General features: G+C 68.2%; 15 protein-coding genes. 7 read left to right on the forward strand and 8 right to left on the reverse strand.

Going from position 1 to position 17,017, the window contains the following annotated elements; genetic code table 11:
* Positions 1 to 32: 32 nt before the first annotated feature.
* From fabZ to lpxB, 4 genes are read left to right on the forward strand one after another with little or no spacing between them, the layout of a single operon-like run.
* Positions 33 to 509 carry a 3-hydroxyacyl-ACP dehydratase FabZ gene (gene fabZ, locus WI697_RS08975; protein ID WP_014745288.1) on the forward strand — a complete coding sequence of 159 codons (477 nt, stop codon included), beginning with the start codon at positions 33 to 35 and terminating at the stop codon, positions 507 to 509.
* 11 nt (positions 510 to 520) lie between these two features.
* The gene (lpxA, locus tag WI697_RS08980) at positions 521 to 1,345 is read left to right on the forward strand and encodes an acyl-ACP--UDP-N-acetylglucosamine O-acyltransferase (protein WP_062765049.1); all 825 of its coding nucleotides are present in this window, start codon (positions 521 to 523) and stop codon (positions 1,343 to 1,345) included.
* On the forward strand, positions 1,342 to 2,166 hold the full coding sequence (locus WI697_RS08985; protein WP_345958206.1) for an LpxI family protein: 825 nt from the start codon (positions 1,342 to 1,344) through the stop codon (positions 2,164 to 2,166). Before lpxA ends, WI697_RS08985 begins: the two co-directional genes overlap by 4 nt.
* Positions 2,163 to 3,353 carry a lipid-A-disaccharide synthase gene (gene lpxB, locus WI697_RS08990; RefSeq protein WP_345958207.1) on the forward strand — a complete coding sequence of 397 codons (1,191 nt, stop codon included), beginning with the start codon at positions 2,163 to 2,165 and terminating at the stop codon, positions 3,351 to 3,353. Before WI697_RS08985 ends, lpxB begins: the two co-directional genes overlap by 4 nt.
* A 37-nt stretch (positions 3,354 to 3,390) precedes the next feature.
* On the opposite strand, the gene WI697_RS08995 is transcribed toward lpxB, so the two are convergent.
* Entirely contained in the window at positions 3,391 to 4,779 is a 1,389-nt protein-coding gene (locus WI697_RS08995; protein ID WP_345958208.1) for a hypothetical protein, read from the reverse strand.
* A 148-nt stretch (positions 4,780 to 4,927) separates the two neighbouring features.
* Positions 4,928 to 6,325, reverse strand: a complete 1,398-nt coding sequence (gene gltX, locus WI697_RS09000) for a glutamate--tRNA ligase (protein ID WP_345958209.1) — start codon at positions 6,323 to 6,325, stop codon at positions 4,928 to 4,930.
* A gap of 120 nt (positions 6,326 to 6,445) precedes the next feature.
* On the opposite strand from gltX, the gene WI697_RS09005 reads away from it, so the two are divergent.
* Positions 6,446 to 8,593 carry a ComEC/Rec2 family competence protein gene (locus WI697_RS09005; protein WP_345958210.1) on the forward strand — a complete coding sequence of 716 codons (2,148 nt, stop codon included), beginning with the start codon at positions 6,446 to 6,448 and terminating at the stop codon, positions 8,591 to 8,593.
* An 85-nt stretch (positions 8,594 to 8,678) separates the two neighbouring features.
* On the opposite strand, the gene lexA is transcribed toward WI697_RS09005, so the two are convergent.
* From lexA to WI697_RS09035, 6 genes are all read right to left on the reverse strand, one after another.
* Positions 8,679 to 9,527, reverse strand: coding sequence for a transcriptional repressor LexA (gene lexA, locus WI697_RS09010; protein ID WP_345958211.1), 849 nt, complete (start codon positions 9,525 to 9,527; stop codon positions 8,679 to 8,681).
* Positions 9,528 to 9,775: 248 nt separating this feature from the next.
* Positions 9,776 to 11,011, reverse strand: coding sequence for a molybdopterin molybdotransferase MoeA (locus tag WI697_RS09015; RefSeq protein ID WP_345958212.1), 1,236 nt, complete (start codon positions 11,009 to 11,011; stop codon positions 9,776 to 9,778).
* A gap of 38 nt (positions 11,012 to 11,049) precedes the next feature.
* The gene (gene moaC, locus WI697_RS09020) at positions 11,050 to 11,547 is read right to left on the reverse strand and encodes a cyclic pyranopterin monophosphate synthase MoaC (RefSeq protein WP_345958213.1); all 498 of its coding nucleotides are present in this window, start codon (positions 11,545 to 11,547) and stop codon (positions 11,050 to 11,052) included.
* A gap of 5 nt (positions 11,548 to 11,552) precedes the next feature.
* Entirely contained in the window at positions 11,553 to 12,368 is an 816-nt protein-coding gene (trpC, locus tag WI697_RS09025) for an indole-3-glycerol phosphate synthase TrpC (protein ID WP_345958214.1), read from the reverse strand.
* A gap of 4 nt (positions 12,369 to 12,372) precedes the next feature.
* Positions 12,373 to 13,413 (reverse strand): anthranilate phosphoribosyltransferase, encoded by a 1,041-nt coding sequence (gene trpD, locus WI697_RS09030; RefSeq protein ID WP_345958215.1) that lies wholly within the window; start codon positions 13,411 to 13,413, stop codon positions 12,373 to 12,375.
* A complete protein-coding gene (locus WI697_RS09035; RefSeq protein WP_345958216.1) occupies positions 13,410 to 14,015 on the reverse strand; it encodes an anthranilate synthase component II in 606 nt (201 codons plus the stop codon). Before WI697_RS09035 ends, trpD begins: the two co-directional genes overlap by 4 nt.
* A gap of 270 nt (positions 14,016 to 14,285) precedes the next feature.
* Here WI697_RS09035 and WI697_RS09040 point away from each other — a divergent pair, with 270 nt between their 5' ends.
* Together WI697_RS09040 and WI697_RS09045 are read left to right on the forward strand one after the other, a co-directional pair.
* On the forward strand, positions 14,286 to 16,550 hold the full coding sequence (locus WI697_RS09040) for a heavy metal translocating P-type ATPase (protein ID WP_345958217.1): 2,265 nt from the start codon (positions 14,286 to 14,288) through the stop codon (positions 16,548 to 16,550).
* Complete coding sequence (locus WI697_RS09045) at positions 16,547 to 17,011, forward strand: MerR family DNA-binding protein (RefSeq protein ID WP_345958218.1); 465 nt, start codon at positions 16,547 to 16,549, stop codon at positions 17,009 to 17,011. Before WI697_RS09040 ends, WI697_RS09045 begins: the two co-directional genes overlap by 4 nt.
* Positions 17,012 to 17,017: the final 6 nt, after the last annotated feature.

Consider the following 17,017-nt stretch of genomic DNA (forward strand, 5'->3'; position numbering starts at 1 on the left):
CGAGGGCGACTTTTCAGGGGATATCCATCGAGATGAGCGAAACCACCGTGCCTTCTGCAGAACAGTCCGAGGTGATTGAGATCGAGCGGGTCATGGAGATGATTCCGCACCGCTATCCGTTCCTGCTGATCGACAAGGTGGTCGACGTAAAGCCGAACGTGGGCGCGGTCGGCATCAAATGTGTCTCGATGAACGAATACCAGTTCCAGGGTCACTTCCCCGGCGCGCCGATCATGCCGGGCGTGATGATCATCGAAAGCATGGCGCAGACGGCGGCCGTGCTCGTGGTCCGTACCCTCGGCCCCGACAGCGAAGGCAAGCTGGTCTACTTCATGTCGATCGACGAAGCGCGCTTCCGCCGGCCGGTCAAGCCTGGCGACGTCATGCGTGTTAATGTCGAGAAGAAGCAGAGCCGCGGTGCGGTGTGGAAATTTGAGTCGAAGGTGACCGTCGACGACAAGGTGGTGGCCCAGGCCACCTTCGCCGCCATGATCGTCGACCGCGCGTGACGGATGAAACCATGACCGAGGCCATCCAGATCCATCCGAGTGCGGTTGTCGAGGAGGGCGCCCGCATCGGCGCCGGCAGCCGCATCGGTCCGTTCTGCGTCATCGGCCCGCGGGTGGAGATCGGCCCCCAATCCGTCCTCCACAGCCACGTCGTCGTCACGGGCAATACGCGCATCGGGGCCCGCTTTCAGGCCTTTCCTTTCGCGGTCATCGGCCACCAGCCCCAGGACCTGAAATATCGGGGGGAAGACAGCCGGATCGAAATCGGCGACGACGTCGTCGCCCGTGAGCATGTGACCGTCAATCCCGGTACCGAGGGTGGTGGCATGCTGACCTCCATCGGCAACAACGTGCTGCTGATGGTGGGGGCCCATGTCGCCCATGATTGCCATGTCGGCAATCACTGCCTGCTGGTCAACAATGCGACGCTCGGCGGTCATGTCCGGGTCGAGGATCACGCGATCATCGGCGGTCTGTCGGCGGTGCATCAGTGGGTGCGGATCGGTGCGCACGCAATGATCGGCGGCATGTCGGGTGTGGAAGCCGATGTCATCCCCTATGGCACGGTGACCGGTGAGCGTGCCCATCTGGCCGGCCTCAACATCGTCGGCATGAAGCGGCGCGGCTTCAGCCGCGAGGACATGCATGCGGTGCGCGCAGCCTATCGCCGGTTGTTCCTGGCCGATGGCGGCACCCAGGCTGAACGTCTGGCTGCCGTCGAGGCGGAATTCGGTGAAGTGGAGGCCGTGCGCCCGCTGATCGACTTCGTGAAGGCCGAGGCTGACCGGGCCCTGACCCGCCCGCGGGTAAAGGGCGGAGCGGGCGACGCATCGTGACCAGCGAGGCCACGCTCGGCGTTATCGCCGGCGCCGGGCGCCTGCCCGAACTGGTGGTGCAGGCCGCCCGCGATGCCGGCCGCGACGTCTTTGTGGTTGTGCTGGAAGGCGCCGGAGATCCGGCACGCTTTGCAGATGTGCCGCACGCCCAGATCCGGATCGGTGCCGCCGGACGGATCATTGCGGCGCTCAAGGCCGCAGGCGTGCGCGACCTCGTGATGGCCGGCGGCGTGAAGCGGCCATCCTTCGCGACCGTGATGCCCGATGCCAGAGGCGCCAGGCTGCTGGCACGGGTGGCGACGCGGATCGGGCAGGGGGATGACGCCCTGCTGAAGGCCGTGGTGGCCGACCTGGAATCCGAAGGCTTCCGGGTGGTCGGCGCCGACCAGATTGCAGGCGGCCTCGATGCGCCGCCTGGCCTCTGGGGGCGGCATGTGCCGGATGATCAGGCGCGGCTGGACATCCGCCGGGGCCTTGAGGTGGTACAGGCACTTGGCCGTCTCGACATCGGTCAGGCGGTCGTGGTTCAGCAGGGGGTCGTGCTGGGCGTCGAAGCCATCGAGGGAACAGAGGCCCTCATCGCCCGATGTGGTGCGCTGGCGCGACCGGGGCCGCGACCGGTTCTGGTGAAGACGGCCAAACCCGGGCAGGAACGCCGGGTCGACTGGCCGACCATCGGAACCGACACCATCGATCAGCTTCGGGCGGCCGGATTTGCCGGTCTGGCGCTTGGGGCGGGGCGGGTTCTGGTGCTCGACCGTCCGGCGATCATTGCAGCTGCGGATGGCGCGGGCCTGTTCGTCACGGGGGAAATGTCGTGACTGCGACCGAAGGGCCGCTCATCGCTCTTGTTGCCGGCGAAGCCTCGGGCGATCTGATCGGCGCCCGGCTGATCCGGGCGCTGCGCGAGATGACCGGTGGCCGGGTCCGGCTGATGGGTGTCGGCGGCGAAGCCATGGCGGCGGAAGGTTTTCAAAGTCTCTTCCCGATGGAAGAACTCAGCCTGTTCGGGCTGCTGGAGGTTCTGCCGCATGTTCGATCGTTGCGGCGGCGTCTGAACCAGACGGCAGAAGCCATTGCAACAGCACGACCCGATGTCGTGGTGACGATCGACAGCCCCGGCTTTAACCGCCGGCTGGCGACGCGTCTGAAGCCGCTGGGGCTGACGCTGGTCCATTATGTGGCGCCCACCGTCTGGGCCTGGCGGCCGAAGCGGGCGGAAAAGTTTGCGGCCATCTTCGATCACCTGCTGGCCCTGCTGCCTTTCGAGCCGCCCTGGTTCACCCGGGTCGGTCTGCCCTGCACCTTTGTCGGCCATCCTGCGGTCGAGGATGCCGTCGATGTCGGCGACGGGGCCGGGTTCCGGGCTGCGCACGGCATGACGCCCGACGATCTGGTGGTGCTGGCCCTCCCAGGCAGCCGCAAGGGCGAAATCGCCCGGCTGGCGCCGCCGATGGGGGAAGCTCTGGCCAGGCTGGCGCAGCGGCATCCGAAGCTGCGTGTGGTGGTGCCGGCAATCCGGGCGGAGGCGGATCGGGTTCGCGCCATTGTCGCGGGCTGGGCCTTGTCGCAGCCGGCCGTGGTGGTGGCGACCGCGGCCGAGCGCCGCGACGCCTTTGCGGCCGGTGATGTGGCCCTTGCCGCATCGGGCACGGTTACCCTGGAGCTGGCGCGACAGTCGGTGCCCATGGTGGTGGTCTACCGGATCAACCCGCTGACCTACAGCATTGCCCGGCGGCTGGTGACGGTGCGCCATGTCAGCCTGGTCAATCTGGTCATGGAGCGCGAGATCGTCCCCGAACTTATCCAGGACAAGGCGACACCCGACGACATGGTCCGGACCCTGACCCCGCTGATCGAGCGTGCAGACCTGCGCGATGCCCAGCGTGCGGATCTTGCGGAAGCGCTCAGCCGGTTGCGGGGACCTGCCGACGATCCGGCCCGACCCAGCGCTCGGGCAGCGCGGGTCGTGCTCGACCTTGCCGCACGACGGCTCGAAGGCGCATGAATATATTCAGCTAAGCCTCTCGTTTGAAAGAGGCTGTTTAAAATCCCCAGGACTGGGATTGGACCGGCGCCGGGTCGTCGAGCTGATCGAGGCGATCGAGAACCTCCCGGAAAGTGTCGAGCTGCTCCAGCATCAGTTCCGCGTCCAGTTGCGGCAGAACATCGCCGGTACGGCAGAGATAGTCGGGGGCGGGGATCAGGGCGAGGGCCGGGATGCCGACCTGAAACAGGGGCTGCCCCTCGCCGAAATGCTGCCGGTTGTGCGGCCGCAGAATGATGGATCTGGTTCTCGTGCGGCGGGAAACGCAATCCTGGTAGAGCCGGGCCAACTGAGTATTGCCGGCATAGACCAGCTCGGGCGCAATCTCGCCGGTCGGCGTAAAGCCCTGCGGACTGTCCTGCCAGTCCATACAGCCCAGATGTTCCAGCGTGATACCGGCAACGGCCTTCCGGTGGCCCTCGGCGCCGTCCCACCAGTCGCGGTGGTCCTGAAGCCAGCGTGAGGTGGCCTGCCGGTGGCCGATGCCGAATTGGGGGATCTGGAAGTGGCCGGTCGTGAAGACGAAGACCATGCTCCGTCGCGGGGGGTGCGGGCGGCTGCGGAAATACCGCGCGAGGGCAATCAGGCCGATCGGGCCGTTCTCCTCGCAGGCATTCGGGCCGTCGGTATGGGTGTTGATCACGACCGTCTGACCCGCCTCGCGCCCCTCAAGCACGGTCCAGAGCGTTCGTGAGGTCGCGGGGCGGCGCTCGGCCCTGAGGGTGAGCGTGACCATGCCGCCGGCGTCGGCATGGGCGATCAGGCGGTCGCGGGCCTCGACATCGGCCCAGACCGCAGGGCAGCCCTGATACGGGGTGGTGAAGGGCAGGTACTGGTCGCGGGCATTCTCTGCCGACATGCCCTTCCAGACGCAGACCACACCCAGCACGCCCTGTGCTGCAGCCCGGCGCAGGTCCGGCGCCTTCAGGACGGAGGCGATGACCGCATTGCGGATCCGGCCGGGGAGGCGGAGATCAGCCGGAACCGACATGCGCCGGCGGAACAGCAGCCGGGCCGGGACGGCCGGCATGTCGACCTCGACCAGCGCAATGGCGCCCCGGGCTCTGGCGAGATCCCGCCGGCTGCGGCAACGGACCAGGCGTGCCGTCACCCCGCCATCGGGCGTTTCCCCCGAATAGGGAAAGACGCTACAGGGAATAGTGCCGCCATCCGGCAGATCGAGGCGCCAGCTCTCGGGCTGCCAGAGATCAAAGGCATGGACATCGCTTTCGACACTGAAACCAAAGCCTTGCAAGCGATCTGCGATCTGGTCGCTGAAGGCTTCATGCGCGGTACTTCCCGGCAGGCGGGGGCCAAGCGCATCCAGTTCCGTCTGCCAGCGCCAGAGTTCCGCCGCACTGGTCCAGATGGCATCCGCAGCCTGCATCTTCGTCGCATCCTTCTCGTGCCGCCTGGATGTGTCGAGCCTGTCACGGAGCTGGTGCCAGGGCAAGCCGCGGCATCGGATGGTCATGTCGATAAGAAAACGGCCATCCCGAGGGGATGGCCGGTCTGCATTAACCGCCGATATGCGGTCAGAGTGCGGCGTCGATCCGCTTCATGGCGTCCTCGCGGCCAAGCACGCGCAGTACCTCAAAGATCGGGGGCGAGACGGTGGTGCCGGTCAGGGCCGCCCGGAGCGGCTGGGCGACCGCTCCCAGCTTCAGACCGGTCTCTTCGGCATGGGCGCGGGCGATGTCCTCGAGAACCGCATCTTCCCAGGCGGTGGCCGCTTCGAGCTTGGGCTTCAGCGCCGTCAGCACGTCGCGACCGCCGCTATCGAGGATCTTGGCGGCCTTGTCCGTGAAGCTGAACGGCGGCTCCACCGTGTAAAAGGCTGCAGACTCAGCCAGTTCAATCAAGGTCTTCGCGCGCTCTTTCAGCCCTGCCATACCGGCAAGCAGGCGGGCGCGACCGGTTTCGTCCACGGTTTTGCCCGTGCTCGCTTCGACGAACGGCACGACCAGGTCGACGAGGCGGGCATCCTCGGCAGTGCGCAGGTAGTGGTAGTTCAGGTTGGTCAGCCGGGCCATGTCGAAACGCGCGGCGCTCCGGCCGATCGCCGGCAGGTCGAACCATTCGATTGCCTGAGCGTCGGAGATGATTTCGTCGTCGCCATGCGACCAGCCCAGACGCAGCAGGTAGTTCCGGACCGCCTCTGGCAGCAGGCCCATGTCGCGATAGGCATCGACCCCCAGCGCGCCATGGCGCTTGGACAGTTTGGCGCCGTCCGGGCCGTGGATCAGCGGGATATGGGCGAAGGTCGGCGTCGGCCAGTCATTCGCCTGATAGATCAGGCTCTGGCGTGCGGTGTTGGTCAGGTGGTCGTCGCCGCGGATCACATGGGTGATGCCCATGTCGTGATCGTCGACCACCACCGCCAGCATGTAGGTAGGGGTGCCGTCGCCGCGCAGCAGGACCAGATCGTCGAGCTGATCGTTCGAGAACCGGACCGTGCCCTGCACCTGATCGTCGACCACGGTCTCGCCTTCCGACGGCGCAAGCAGGCGCACCACCGGCTTCACGCCGGCCGGAACGGTCGCCGGGTCGCGGTGGCGGCAGCGGCCGTCATAGCGCACCGGCTTGCCGGCCGCACGCTGTTCGGCGCGCTGGGCTTCCAGTTCTTCGGGCGTGCACCAGCAGTGATAGGCACGGCCGCGCGCCAGCATGTCGCGGGCAACCTCGGCGTGACGTTCGGCGCGCGCGAACTGATAGGTCTCCGGGGCGTCCCAATCGAGGCCCAGCCACTTCAGACCATCAAGGATCGCGTCGATCGCCTCTTTGGTCGAACGCTGCCGATCGGTATCCTCGATCCGGAGTAGAAATTGTCCGCCGGTATGACGCGCATACAGCCAATTGAACAGCGCGGTGCGTGCGCCGCCGATATGGAGGAAGCCGGTGGGCGAGGGGGCGAATCGGGTGACGACGGTCATGGAACACGGCTTTCGAATGGGCGCCGCGGCGGGCACGGCGAGTGGCCCTCTGATTAGCACGAAAAATCCGCGGGTGCAGCCCCGGGCTTGGCGTCATCGGCAGCAGATAGCGGGGATGGCATGAGCCTGGTGGACGAGATCGGGGAGGAGCCGGTTGCAGTCCGCCGCCGTCGCAGCCTCGGTGGGCCGCTCCTTCGTGCCTTCATCGCCGAGCAGGATCGATGGCGGCTGTGGAGTGCGGTCTTCTTCGCGATCGGCTGCGGAGGCTATTTCGGCCTGGCGACGGAACCGCCCGTCTGGTTGGGGGCGGTGCTCACGTTCGGCGCGCTCGGCCTCGGCATCGCGCTCCGGTCGCGACTGCCCTGGGTCGCTCTGGCGCTCTTCGCCTGTGCCTGGACGGCGGCGGGGTTCTGGTCGGCGGTCACGGGAACGCGACTGGTCGATGCCCCGATGCTGATGCGCCCGGTTCAGGGGGAGGTGACCGGCCGTGTGCTGGCGGTGGAGCCCGATGGTCGCGGTGGCGGGCGGCTTCTGATCGTTCCGACGGCGATCGACCGTGTCGCGGCAGAAGATCTGCCGGCACGGGTCCGGATCACCGTCCGGCAGGGGCCCGTGCCCCGTCCGGGGGATGGGGTCCGGCTGCGCGCCAGCCTGTCACCCCCCTCGCTGCCCGTGGTGCCCGGCGGTCATGACTTCGCCCGAAGCGCCTTTTTTCAGCGGCTTGGCGGCATTGGTTTTGCCTATGCGCAACCTGATATCGTGCCGGCCCCGGAGCCGTCGGAAATCCTGCAGACGGCGCGCGAAGCCGTGGAGCGGCTGCGCCTTGATCTGGATGCCGTCATACGTGGGGCGGCACCTGGCGAGGGCGGTGCAGTGCTCTCTGCCATGGTGACGGGGCTGAGAGGGGCGATCGGTGATGAGGCGGAAGCGGCGATGCGCGACAGCGGCCTCGCCCATCTGATCTCGATTTCCGGCCTGCATATGACCATGGTCGCGGGGCTGATCTTCGGCGCCGTCCGGCTGGTCATGGCCTTCCTGCCCCGTATTTCGGATCGTTGGCCGGGACGGAAGATTGCCGCCGTGGCGGCCCTGCTGGGGGCGGCTGCCTATCTTGCCGTCGGCGGCTTTGCGGTGCCCACGCAACGCGCCTTCGTGATGACCGCGCTGGGCCTGCTCGCCATCCTGACCGATCGGCCGGTGCTGTCGCTGCCGCTGGTGGCCAGTTCGGCGATCGTGGTGCTGGTGCTGCAGCCGGCGGCCCTGACCGGCCCCAGCTTCCAGATGAGTTTTGCGGCGGTCATTGCACTGATCGCACTCTATGAAAGCCCGACCGTCCGGCGTCTTGCCGGTCTCGACGCCGGCACGACCCGCGGTCTGCCCATGCGGGCGGCGGCGTGGATCTTTGGCCTGCTTGCGACATCGATGATCGCCGGCGCTGCGACTGCGCCTTACGCCGCCTATGCCTTCGGGCGGGCGAGCGGCTACGGACTGGTTTCGAACCTGGTTGCCGTGCCCGTCACCGGCTTCTGGATCATGCCTGTCGCATTGACCGGAAGCCTGCTCAGTCTCGTTTCGGAAAGCGCGGCCGGCATCTGCTTTGCGCTCGCAGCACGGGGCATGGAGCTGGTGATCGCAACCGCGACCACCGTTGCCGGCTGGCCGGGGGCGGTGGTGCCGGTCGCAGGCTTCGGCGTGACGGCCCTGTTGTTGATGACCTTCGGCGGGCTGTGGCTCGTGATCTGGCGACGGGCCTGGCGCTGGGCGGGGCTGGTGGCCATTGCGCTCGGAATGCTGCTGGCGGCCCTGCCGGCCCTGCCGGACCTGTTCCTGTCGGGGGATGGGCGGAGCGTGGCGCTGCGCGGGCCGGACGGCGCTCTTTACGCGATGACGCCGGAACGCGACCGCTTCGTGCTGGATCAGTGGGCGGAAAAGCTGGGGACGCTCACCATCCGCGATATGACCGAAGCCGTTGCATGTGATGGTGGGGATCTGTGCCGGCTTGAACGGGCGGGGCTTCGTATCGCCCTGGTCCGCGGACGCGAGCGTCTGGCAGAAGCCTGCGCCCATGCCGATCTCGTAATCGCCGGGGCCGATCCCCGTCGCGACACCCCCTATATCAGGCGACCGGGTGGCTGTGCTGCGATCACGCTGGTTGAACGCACGGGCCGCAACTTCGGGGGTGCCGCCGTGACGATCCGTCTCGACGAGGCAGGACCGGTGATCGAGGGGGTTGTGGGGCCGCGCGGCGACCGGCCCTGGACCCGGTGAGCATCTGCTTCCGAATGCTTCTTCCGACAAGAAAGCCGCCGCCCGCAGAGGTGCAGGCGGCGGCTTTCCCAGGCTCGGAACGCGATCAGGCGTAGCGGCGGAAGAGGGCGATCAGTTGCCCCTGCACCTTCACCTGATCCGGCCGGTAGATCCGGGTTTCGTAGTGCTGGTTCGCAGGCTCCAGCGCCACCGACTGCCCCCGCCGGCGCAGGCGCTTCAGCGTTGCCTCGCCGCCATCGATCAGCGCGACGACGATGGTGCCGTTGTCGGCGGTATCGGTGCGGCGGATGATGACGGTGTCGCCGTTCATGATACCGGCCTCGATCATCGAATCGCCTTCGACCTCGAGCGCAAAATACTCAGATCCGGCCGGAATCATGGTCGCCGGCACCTCGACGGTCCGGTCCCCGTCGGACAGCGCCTCAATGGGGGTACCGGCGGCGATCTTGCCGTAAAGTGGCAGCACCACATTGCCGTTGTCGTCCGAACGACCGGTGCGCGGCGGCGCATTCAACGGCGGTCGGGTCAGGCTGCGAAAGCGCTGGGGCTGAAGCTGGGGGTCCTGCGCGGCGACGGGCGCCCGCCCGGTGCCGATTTCGACCAGACGCGGCCCGCGCGGAGCCACGGGTGGGGTGACGAAGGGGTTGGCCGAGGCCAGACTGGCCGGTGCCGTAGAGGGGCTGTCACCCTGGCTCTGCCCCGGCATCTGGAACGGCCCGCCATCCGGCAGGCGGATGACTTCGATCGCCCGGGCACGATGGGCAAGCCTGCGGATGAACCCGCGCTCTTCAAGCCCAAGGATGAGGCGATGGATGCCTGACTTGGACTTAAGGTCGAGCGCGTCCTTCATTTCTTCGAAAGACGGCGCCACCCCCGTGGCCCGCACCCGGTCCAGGATGAACCGCAGCAATTCGTGCTGCTTGCGTGTGAGCACCCGCGCCTCCCGGTGATCGCGCGGCAAAAACCGGCCCCGACCGGTCTTAGAACCGCAGACTGCTTGAACGAGACTGTTGTCGCACAGAACAAAGGCGCAACATCAATTTCAGGCTACGCCTGTCATCGCCACGCGTCAAGACGCTTGTCGTCTGTTCGTTTCAGTCTTGTTCGCACCTGTTCGCGAAAATGCAACAGATAGGAGTTTATAACGGAAGGCTATTCCAGCAAGAGGTGTGAATCCTCAGATCAGTCGAGCCGGTCGAGACGGAGAATGTCGACGAGCTCTCCGGGTTCGGCCGCGGGGGCATGGGGGCGGCGGAGAATCAGGGCATCTGCATCGGCCAGTGCCGACAGAAGCGAGCTGTCCTGATCACGAACCGGCAGCACCGTTTCAGCGCCATCGCCATCACGCAGAAGCCGTGCCCGCATATAGTGTTGACGCATGGCATTGGCTGCAACCGGCGCCGCCAGGGGCAGCCGTTCCGAGGCGGCATCGCGCGGCTGGCGCCCCGACAGCCGGTCGACGAGCGGCAGGGCGAAGAGCAGGCTGCAGACATAGGCCGAAACGGGATTGCCCGGCAGGCCCAGCACCGGCATGCCGCCCAGTCGTCCGTACATCAACGGCTTGCCCGGACGCATGGCGATCTTCCAGAAGTCGATCTCTGCGCCCGCAGCCAGCAGCGCAGCCTGAACGAGGTCGTGATCACCCACCGACGCGCCGCCGATGGTGACCAGAAGATCGGCGCCCCGCGCGGTGGCGATCTGGGCATCGATCCGGTCGCGCGCGTCAGGGGCGATGCCCAGATCGACGACATCGGCGCCGGCATCGCCAAAAAGTGCGGTGAGGCAGGGGCTGACGGCGTCGACGATTGCATCGGGCCCGAGCGGCTCCCCCGGCCGCGCCAACTCGTCGCCGGTGGCGAGGATCGCCACCCGCGGCCGCCTGTGCACAGGCAGCCAGGGATGTCCCATGGCGGCGGCAAGGGCGATCGCCCGTGCTTCCAGTCCTCTGCCGGCCTGAAGACCGACCGCACCGGTCTGGAAGTCGATGCCGGCCGGCCGGATATTGTCCCCGGCCTCCGCGTCCGCACGCTCCCCGGTTATCTCGACGGCAGCAGGGGCGCCGCTGTCGTGATGGCCGGTCACCCTGGTATCCTCCTGGATCACCACCAGATCGGCCCCTGCGGGGACCGGCGCGCCGGTGAAGATCCGGACCGCCTCGCCGGGTCCGACATCGCCGCCGAAGCCCTCGCCCGCGCGGGCTTCGCCGATGACCCGGAAGGTTCGGTGCCCATGGCCAAGATCGGCACTGCGCAGCGCCCAGCCGTCCATCGCCGACATGGCCTGCGGCGGCTGGGTACGACGGGCGATGACATCGCGTGCGAGCACCCGGCCACGGGCGAGCCCCAGCGGCACCGTTTCGGCGCCGAGCGGCGTTGCGTCTGCAAGGATGCGGGCGCGGGCGTCGTCGACGGTGAGCATGATGTCGGGCTCCCGGTGCGTGAGGAGGGGCGTGTCGATCAGCCGGCGTCGTCCGGGGTGGCCGCCTGCCAGTGCCCCGACCGGCCGCCACGCTTTTCGATCAGGCGGACGGTTTCGATGGACATGCCGCGATCGATCGCCTTCAGCATATCGTAGACCGTGAGGCTTGCTACACTCGCGGCGGTCAGGGCCTCCATCTCGACGCCGGTACGGGCCGTGACCTTGGCGGTGGCACGGATGACCAGGCCGGGCAGGGCGTCATCCGCCTCCAGGTCGAGCGTCACCGACTGCAGCGGCAGCGGATGGCAAAGAGGGATCAGGTCGGCGGTGCGCTTGGCACCCATGATGCCCGCAAGGCGGGCGATGGCGATGACGTCGCCCTTCTTCGCATCCCCCCGCTTCACCACGGCCAGCGTCTCCGGTGCCATGCGCACCCGCGCTTCGGCCACGGCCACGCGCTCGGTCACATCCTTGGCCGATACGTCGACCATGACCGCGGCACCGCTCTCGTCGAAATGGGTAAGGCCGGATGTCATCGCCGTCACTCCGCAGCAGCCGGCGCCCGCGCCGACAGCAGATGGCGGGTCGCCGCCTCGACGTCGTTCTGTCGCATCAGGCTTTCGCCGACCAGGAAGCGGAACATGCCATGCCCCATCATCCGCGTGAGCGCCTCGGGGCCGTCGAGCCCGCTTTCGCAGACCAGTTCCCGATCGGCGGGCACCGCGGCCGCAAGCTCGATCGATGTCTGAAGATCGACCACCAGGGTCTTGAGATTACGGTTATTGATGCCGAGAAGCGGGCTCTTCAGTCGAAGGGCACGATCGAGTTCCGGGCGATCGTGAACCTCGATCAGCACATCCATGCCAAGCTCGAACGCCGCCGCTTCAAGCTCTGCCGCCTGACCATCGTCAAGTGCCGCCATGATCAGCAGGATGCAGTCGGCACCGAGCGCCCGCGCCTCTACCACCTGATAGGGGTCGAGCATGAAATCCTTGCGCAGCACCGGCAGATCGACCGCGCCGCGCGCCGCGACCAGATAGGTATCCTCACCCTGGAAATAGGGCGTGTCGGTCAGCACCGACAGGCAGGCCGCCCCCGCCGCGGCATACGCACGGGCAAGCGACGCGGGGTCGAAATCGGCGCGGATCAGCCCCTTGGAGGGCGAGGCCTTCTTGACCTCGGCGATCAGGGCCGGAAGGCCCTGCACCGTTCTGGTGGCCAGAGCCTTGCGAAAGCCGCGCGGCGCCGAGGCTTCGCCGAGCCGGGCCTCAAGTGCCGCAAGCGGCGTCCCGGCCTTCTGCTGGGCGATGTGGTCGCGCTTGTCGGCGCAGATCCGGGCGAGGGTATCGCCGGCCATGTCTTCAGCCCTCCCGGCCGTTGGTGATCGCGATGACCCGGTCCAGAACCGCCTTGGCGCGGCCCTGATCCAGGGCGTCGCGGGCCATGGCGATGCCCTGGCCGACATCGCCGGCAACGCCGGCCACCAGCAGGGCGGCACCGGCATTCAGCAGGGCGATGTCGCGGAGCGCGCCGGGCGTGCCGTCCAGCATCGCCAGGATCGCCGCGGCATTGGTCTGGGCGTCACCGCCCTTCAGCGCCTCTGCCGGATGCCGGGTGAGACCGAACATCTCGGGCGAGACCGTGAAGCTGGTGACCTTGCCGTCCTTCAGCTCCGACACGGCGGTCTCGTCGGTGACCGTGATCTCGTCGAGCCCGTCGCGACCATGGACCACCCAGGCGCGTTCCGAGCCCAGATTGCGCAGCACCTGAGCGACCGGCTCCACCCAGCGCTCGGCGAAGACGCCGATCAACTGGCGTGTGGCGCCCGCCGGATTGGCGAGGGGGCCCAGCAGATTAAAGATGGTGCGCGTGCCCAGCTCCACCCGGGGGCCGGCGACGTTCAGCATGGCGGCGTGGTGGCGCGGCGCCATCAGGAAGCAGAAACCGGCATCGCGTCCCGCGCGTTCCACCCGCTCCAGATCGGCTTCGATATTGAGCCCCAGCGCCTTGAGCACGTCGGCCGAGCCGGATTTGGAGGAAAGGGCACGGTTGCCATGCTTGGCCACCGGCACGCCGCAGGCCGCCACGATCAGCGCGGCGGCGGTCGAGATGTTGTAGGTGCCGCGCGCATCGCCGCCGGTACCGCAGGTGTCGATCGCCCCGGCCGGCACCCGGACGGTGGTGGCCTTGGCCCGCATCACCTCGGCGCCTGCGGTGATTTCCTCGACCGTCTCGCCGCGCACGCGGAGTGCCATCAGGAAACCGCCGATCTGCGCCGGCGTCGCCTCGCCGCCCATCATCAGCCGGAAAGCCTGGCGGGCTTCCTCGCGGGTCAGGGCATGGCCGTCGGCGGTGCGGGCGATCAGCGCCCGGAAATCCGGGCTGGTGGTGTCGGAAGTCATGCGGTCTCCGTCGCGCGTGCGGTCCCGGAGGTGCGGACCGTCTTCAGGAAATTGCCGATCAGCTCGTGACCGTGGGCGGATGCGATGCTTTCGGGATGGAACTGCACGCCGTGGATCGGCAGTTCACGATGCGACAGCCCCATGATGATGCCGTCGTCATCCTCGGCGGTCACCACCAGCGCGGCCGGCAGGCTTGCGCGCTCTACGACCAGCGAGTGGTAACGGGTCACGGGGAAGGTCTCGGGCAGGCCGTCGAACAGCGGACCGCCATGATGGTGGATGGCGGTCACCTTGCCATGCATCGGCTTCGGCCCGCGCACCACATGGCCGCCGAAGGCCTGGCCGATGGTCTGGTGACCCAGGCAGACGCCGAGCAGCGGCGTGCCGGTCCGGGCGGCTGCCGCGACCATGTCGAGACAGATACCGGCGCGATCGGGATCGCAGGGGCCGGGCGAGAGCAGAATGCCGTCGGGCCGGCGCGCCATGGCCTCGTCTGCGGTCATCTGGTCGTTGCGCACCACCTCGACCTCCGCCCCCGCCTCGCCCAGATAATGGACCAGGTTCCAGGTGAAGCTGTCGTAATTGTCCACCATCAGAATCATCGGGGTCGGGGTCCTCGCGCACGGAAGAATACCGGCCCATACAGGGCCGCCGGAGGCACAGGAAACCCCCTGCATCCGCTGTCGTCAAGCCGCGGGATGCGGCCGTAGCACCGGCCGGTTGCCGGAACGCCGCGACAGGCGGTCGCAATCGGTGAGGGGGTGCTTGACCTTCCAGCGACTGGAAGGTGCAGACTAGGCCGTGAAGGGATGCTCCATCCGATGCCGCCCGTCGGCGTCACCCCCGCGGCGCATCCGAGAGAGGGTTGCGAAATGGATACGATCACGGCCGCGCAACAAGGCCCCGGAGACAACGCCGTCGAACGCCGGATCGCCGTCGAGGGCATGACCTGCGGCACCTGCGTCACCCGGGTGGGGCGGGCGCTGAAGCGGGTCGAAGGGGTCCGGGATGCGGAGGTCAGCCTCGCCACCCACGAGGCGCTGGTGACGCTGGAGCCGGGTGTCACCGACGAGCGTCTGATCCAGGCACTCACCCGCGCCGGCTATGAGGGTGACATCATTCCCGAAGCCGCCGAGGATGGCGGCCTGGGTGTCGACCCCCGCGAGGCGCGCGAGGCGCAGGAGCTGGCCGAGAGCCGCCGCATGGGCATCGAGGTCGTAATCGGCGCTCTGCTGGCCCTGCCGCTGGTCGGCCAGATGGTCTGGACCCAGTTCGGTATCGGCCCGCTGCCGGGCTGGGCGCAGCTGGCGCTGGCCGTGCCGGTACAGCTCGGCCTGGGCCGGCGGTTCCTGAAACCCGCCTGGGGCGCGCTGCGCGCCGGGGTGGGGAACATGGATCTTCTGGTCGTGCTCGGCACCTGGGCGGCATTCGGTCTCAGCCTTTATCTGTGGGTGGTCCATGGCCAGGTCCATCATCTTTATTTCGAGGCGGCAGCCGCGGTGATCGTGCTGGTGCTGTTCGGCCGCTGGATGGAGGGCAGGGCACGTCGTGCCACCGGCGCCGCAATCCGGGCCCTGGCGGCGCTCAGGCCCGACACCGCGTTGCGTCGCACCCCGGACGGAAACGACGTCGAGGTCGCCGTGACCGCACTCCGGCCCGGCGACGTGTTGTCGATCCGGCCGGGCGAGCGTATCGCAGCAGACGCACGTGTGATCGAAGGCGAGGGGGCCGCTGACGAATCCATGCTGACCGGGGAAAGCCTGCCGGTCACGAAGCGTGCCGGCGATACGCTGTCGGCCGGCACGGTGAATGGTCCCGATCCCCTGCTTGCCCGCATCGTCCGGGTCGGTGGCGATACTACCCTCGCCCAGGTGGTGCGGATGGTGGAACACGCCCAGGCGACGCGCGCACCGGTCCAGGCGCTGGTCGACCGGGTAAGCGCGGTCTTCGTGCCGGCGGTGATCCTGATCGCACTTGCCACCTTCGCCGGCTGGGTGGTGACCGGCACGCCCTGGCCCGAGGCGATCATTCACGCCGTGACCGTGCTCGTCATCGCCTGCCCCTGCGCCATGGGCCTCGCCACACCGGCCGCGATCGTGGCCGGGACGGGGGCGGCGGCGAAGGCCGGCATCCTGGTGCGGTCGCCCGCAGCCTTCGATCACGGGGTCGGTATCGACCTCGCCCTGATCGACAAGACCGGTACGCTGACCGAGGGGCGGCCGCGGCTGCTGCGGATGATCGGTGCGACCGGCACGGCGCTTGCCCGCGCCGCCGGCCTGCAGCAGGCGAGCGAACATCCGCTTGCCCGCGCAATCCGTGCTGCGGCGGAGGCGGAGGATGTGGCGCCGGTCGAGGTCGCCCAGCGGCGCAACCGCCCCGGTGCCGGCGTCGAAGGCGCGATCGCCGGGCTGCCCCACAGGCTGGGCTCGCGACGCTTCATGACCGAGGCCGGGGTGGAGATCCCGGCGGCGCTGAGGGCGGAGGCAGATGCAGCGGAAGCCGAAGGCGCGACGGTCGTCTGGCTGGCGGCGGTGCCGGAAGCCGGGAAACCGGACCTCCTCGGCGGTTTCGTGCTGGCGGATGCTCCCCGATCCGATGCCGCGGCGGCGGTGAAAGCGCTCGGCGATCGCGGCATCACCGTGAAGATGCTGAGCGGCGATGCCCCGGCGACCGCGCAGGCGGTGGCGGCACGGCTGGGCATCAGCGAGGCGGTCGGTGGCGCCGATCCGGCCCGCAAGGCAGCCGTGGTTGCCGAGGCGAGGGCGGCCGGCCGGCGGGTGATGATGGTCGGCGACGGTGTGAACGATGCGCCGGCCCTGGCCGGGGCGGATCTGTCGGTCGCGATCGGCGGCGGCACCGATGTGGCGATGGCGGCAGCCGATGTCACCCTGATGCGACAGAGCCCGTCCCTCTTGCCAGCGACCCTCGATATCTGTCGGGCCACCCGCGTGAAGATCCGCCAGAATCTGGTCTGGGCTTTCGGCTATAACGTGATCGGCATTCCGCTTGCCGCGCTGGGCATTCTGGATCCGGTGTTTGCGGGGGCGGCGATGGCGGCAAGTTCCGTGAGCGTGCTTGGCAATGCCTTGCTGCTGGCCCGCTGGCGGCCGGCCGGGATGAGGGAGCGCGCCGCATGACCGGCCTGACCATCGGTGCGCTTGCCGAGGCTGCGGGAACCAATCCCAAGACGGTGCGCTATTACGAGGAGATCGGGCTGCTGCCGAAGCCGGCGCGCGCCGCCAACGGCTATCGCGACTATCCGGCGACGACACTCGATCGGCTGCGGTTCATATTGCGCGCCAGGCATCTTGGCTTCCCGGTGGATGACGTCCGCGACCTGCTGGCACTCTGGGATGATCGCGGACGGGCCAGCCGCGACGTCCGCCAGCTGGCCGAGGCCCGGATCACCGAGATCGATCGCCGGATGGCCGAACTCCGGAGCATGCGGCGCACCCTTGCCCATCTGGTCGCAAACTGCCATGGCGACGGTCGCCCGGACTGCCCGATCCTGGACGATCTGGCCGAGCACGACGGGCAGGATCTGGCGGCCGGTCATGACGTGCAGGCCCATCGGCAGCGGCCGGACGATGGGCTATAGTGCGCC

It is taken from the genome of Tistrella mobilis (assembly GCF_039634785.1).
In the GTDB taxonomy this organism is placed as follows: Bacteria; Pseudomonadota; Alphaproteobacteria; order Tistrellales; family Tistrellaceae; genus Tistrella; species Tistrella mobilis.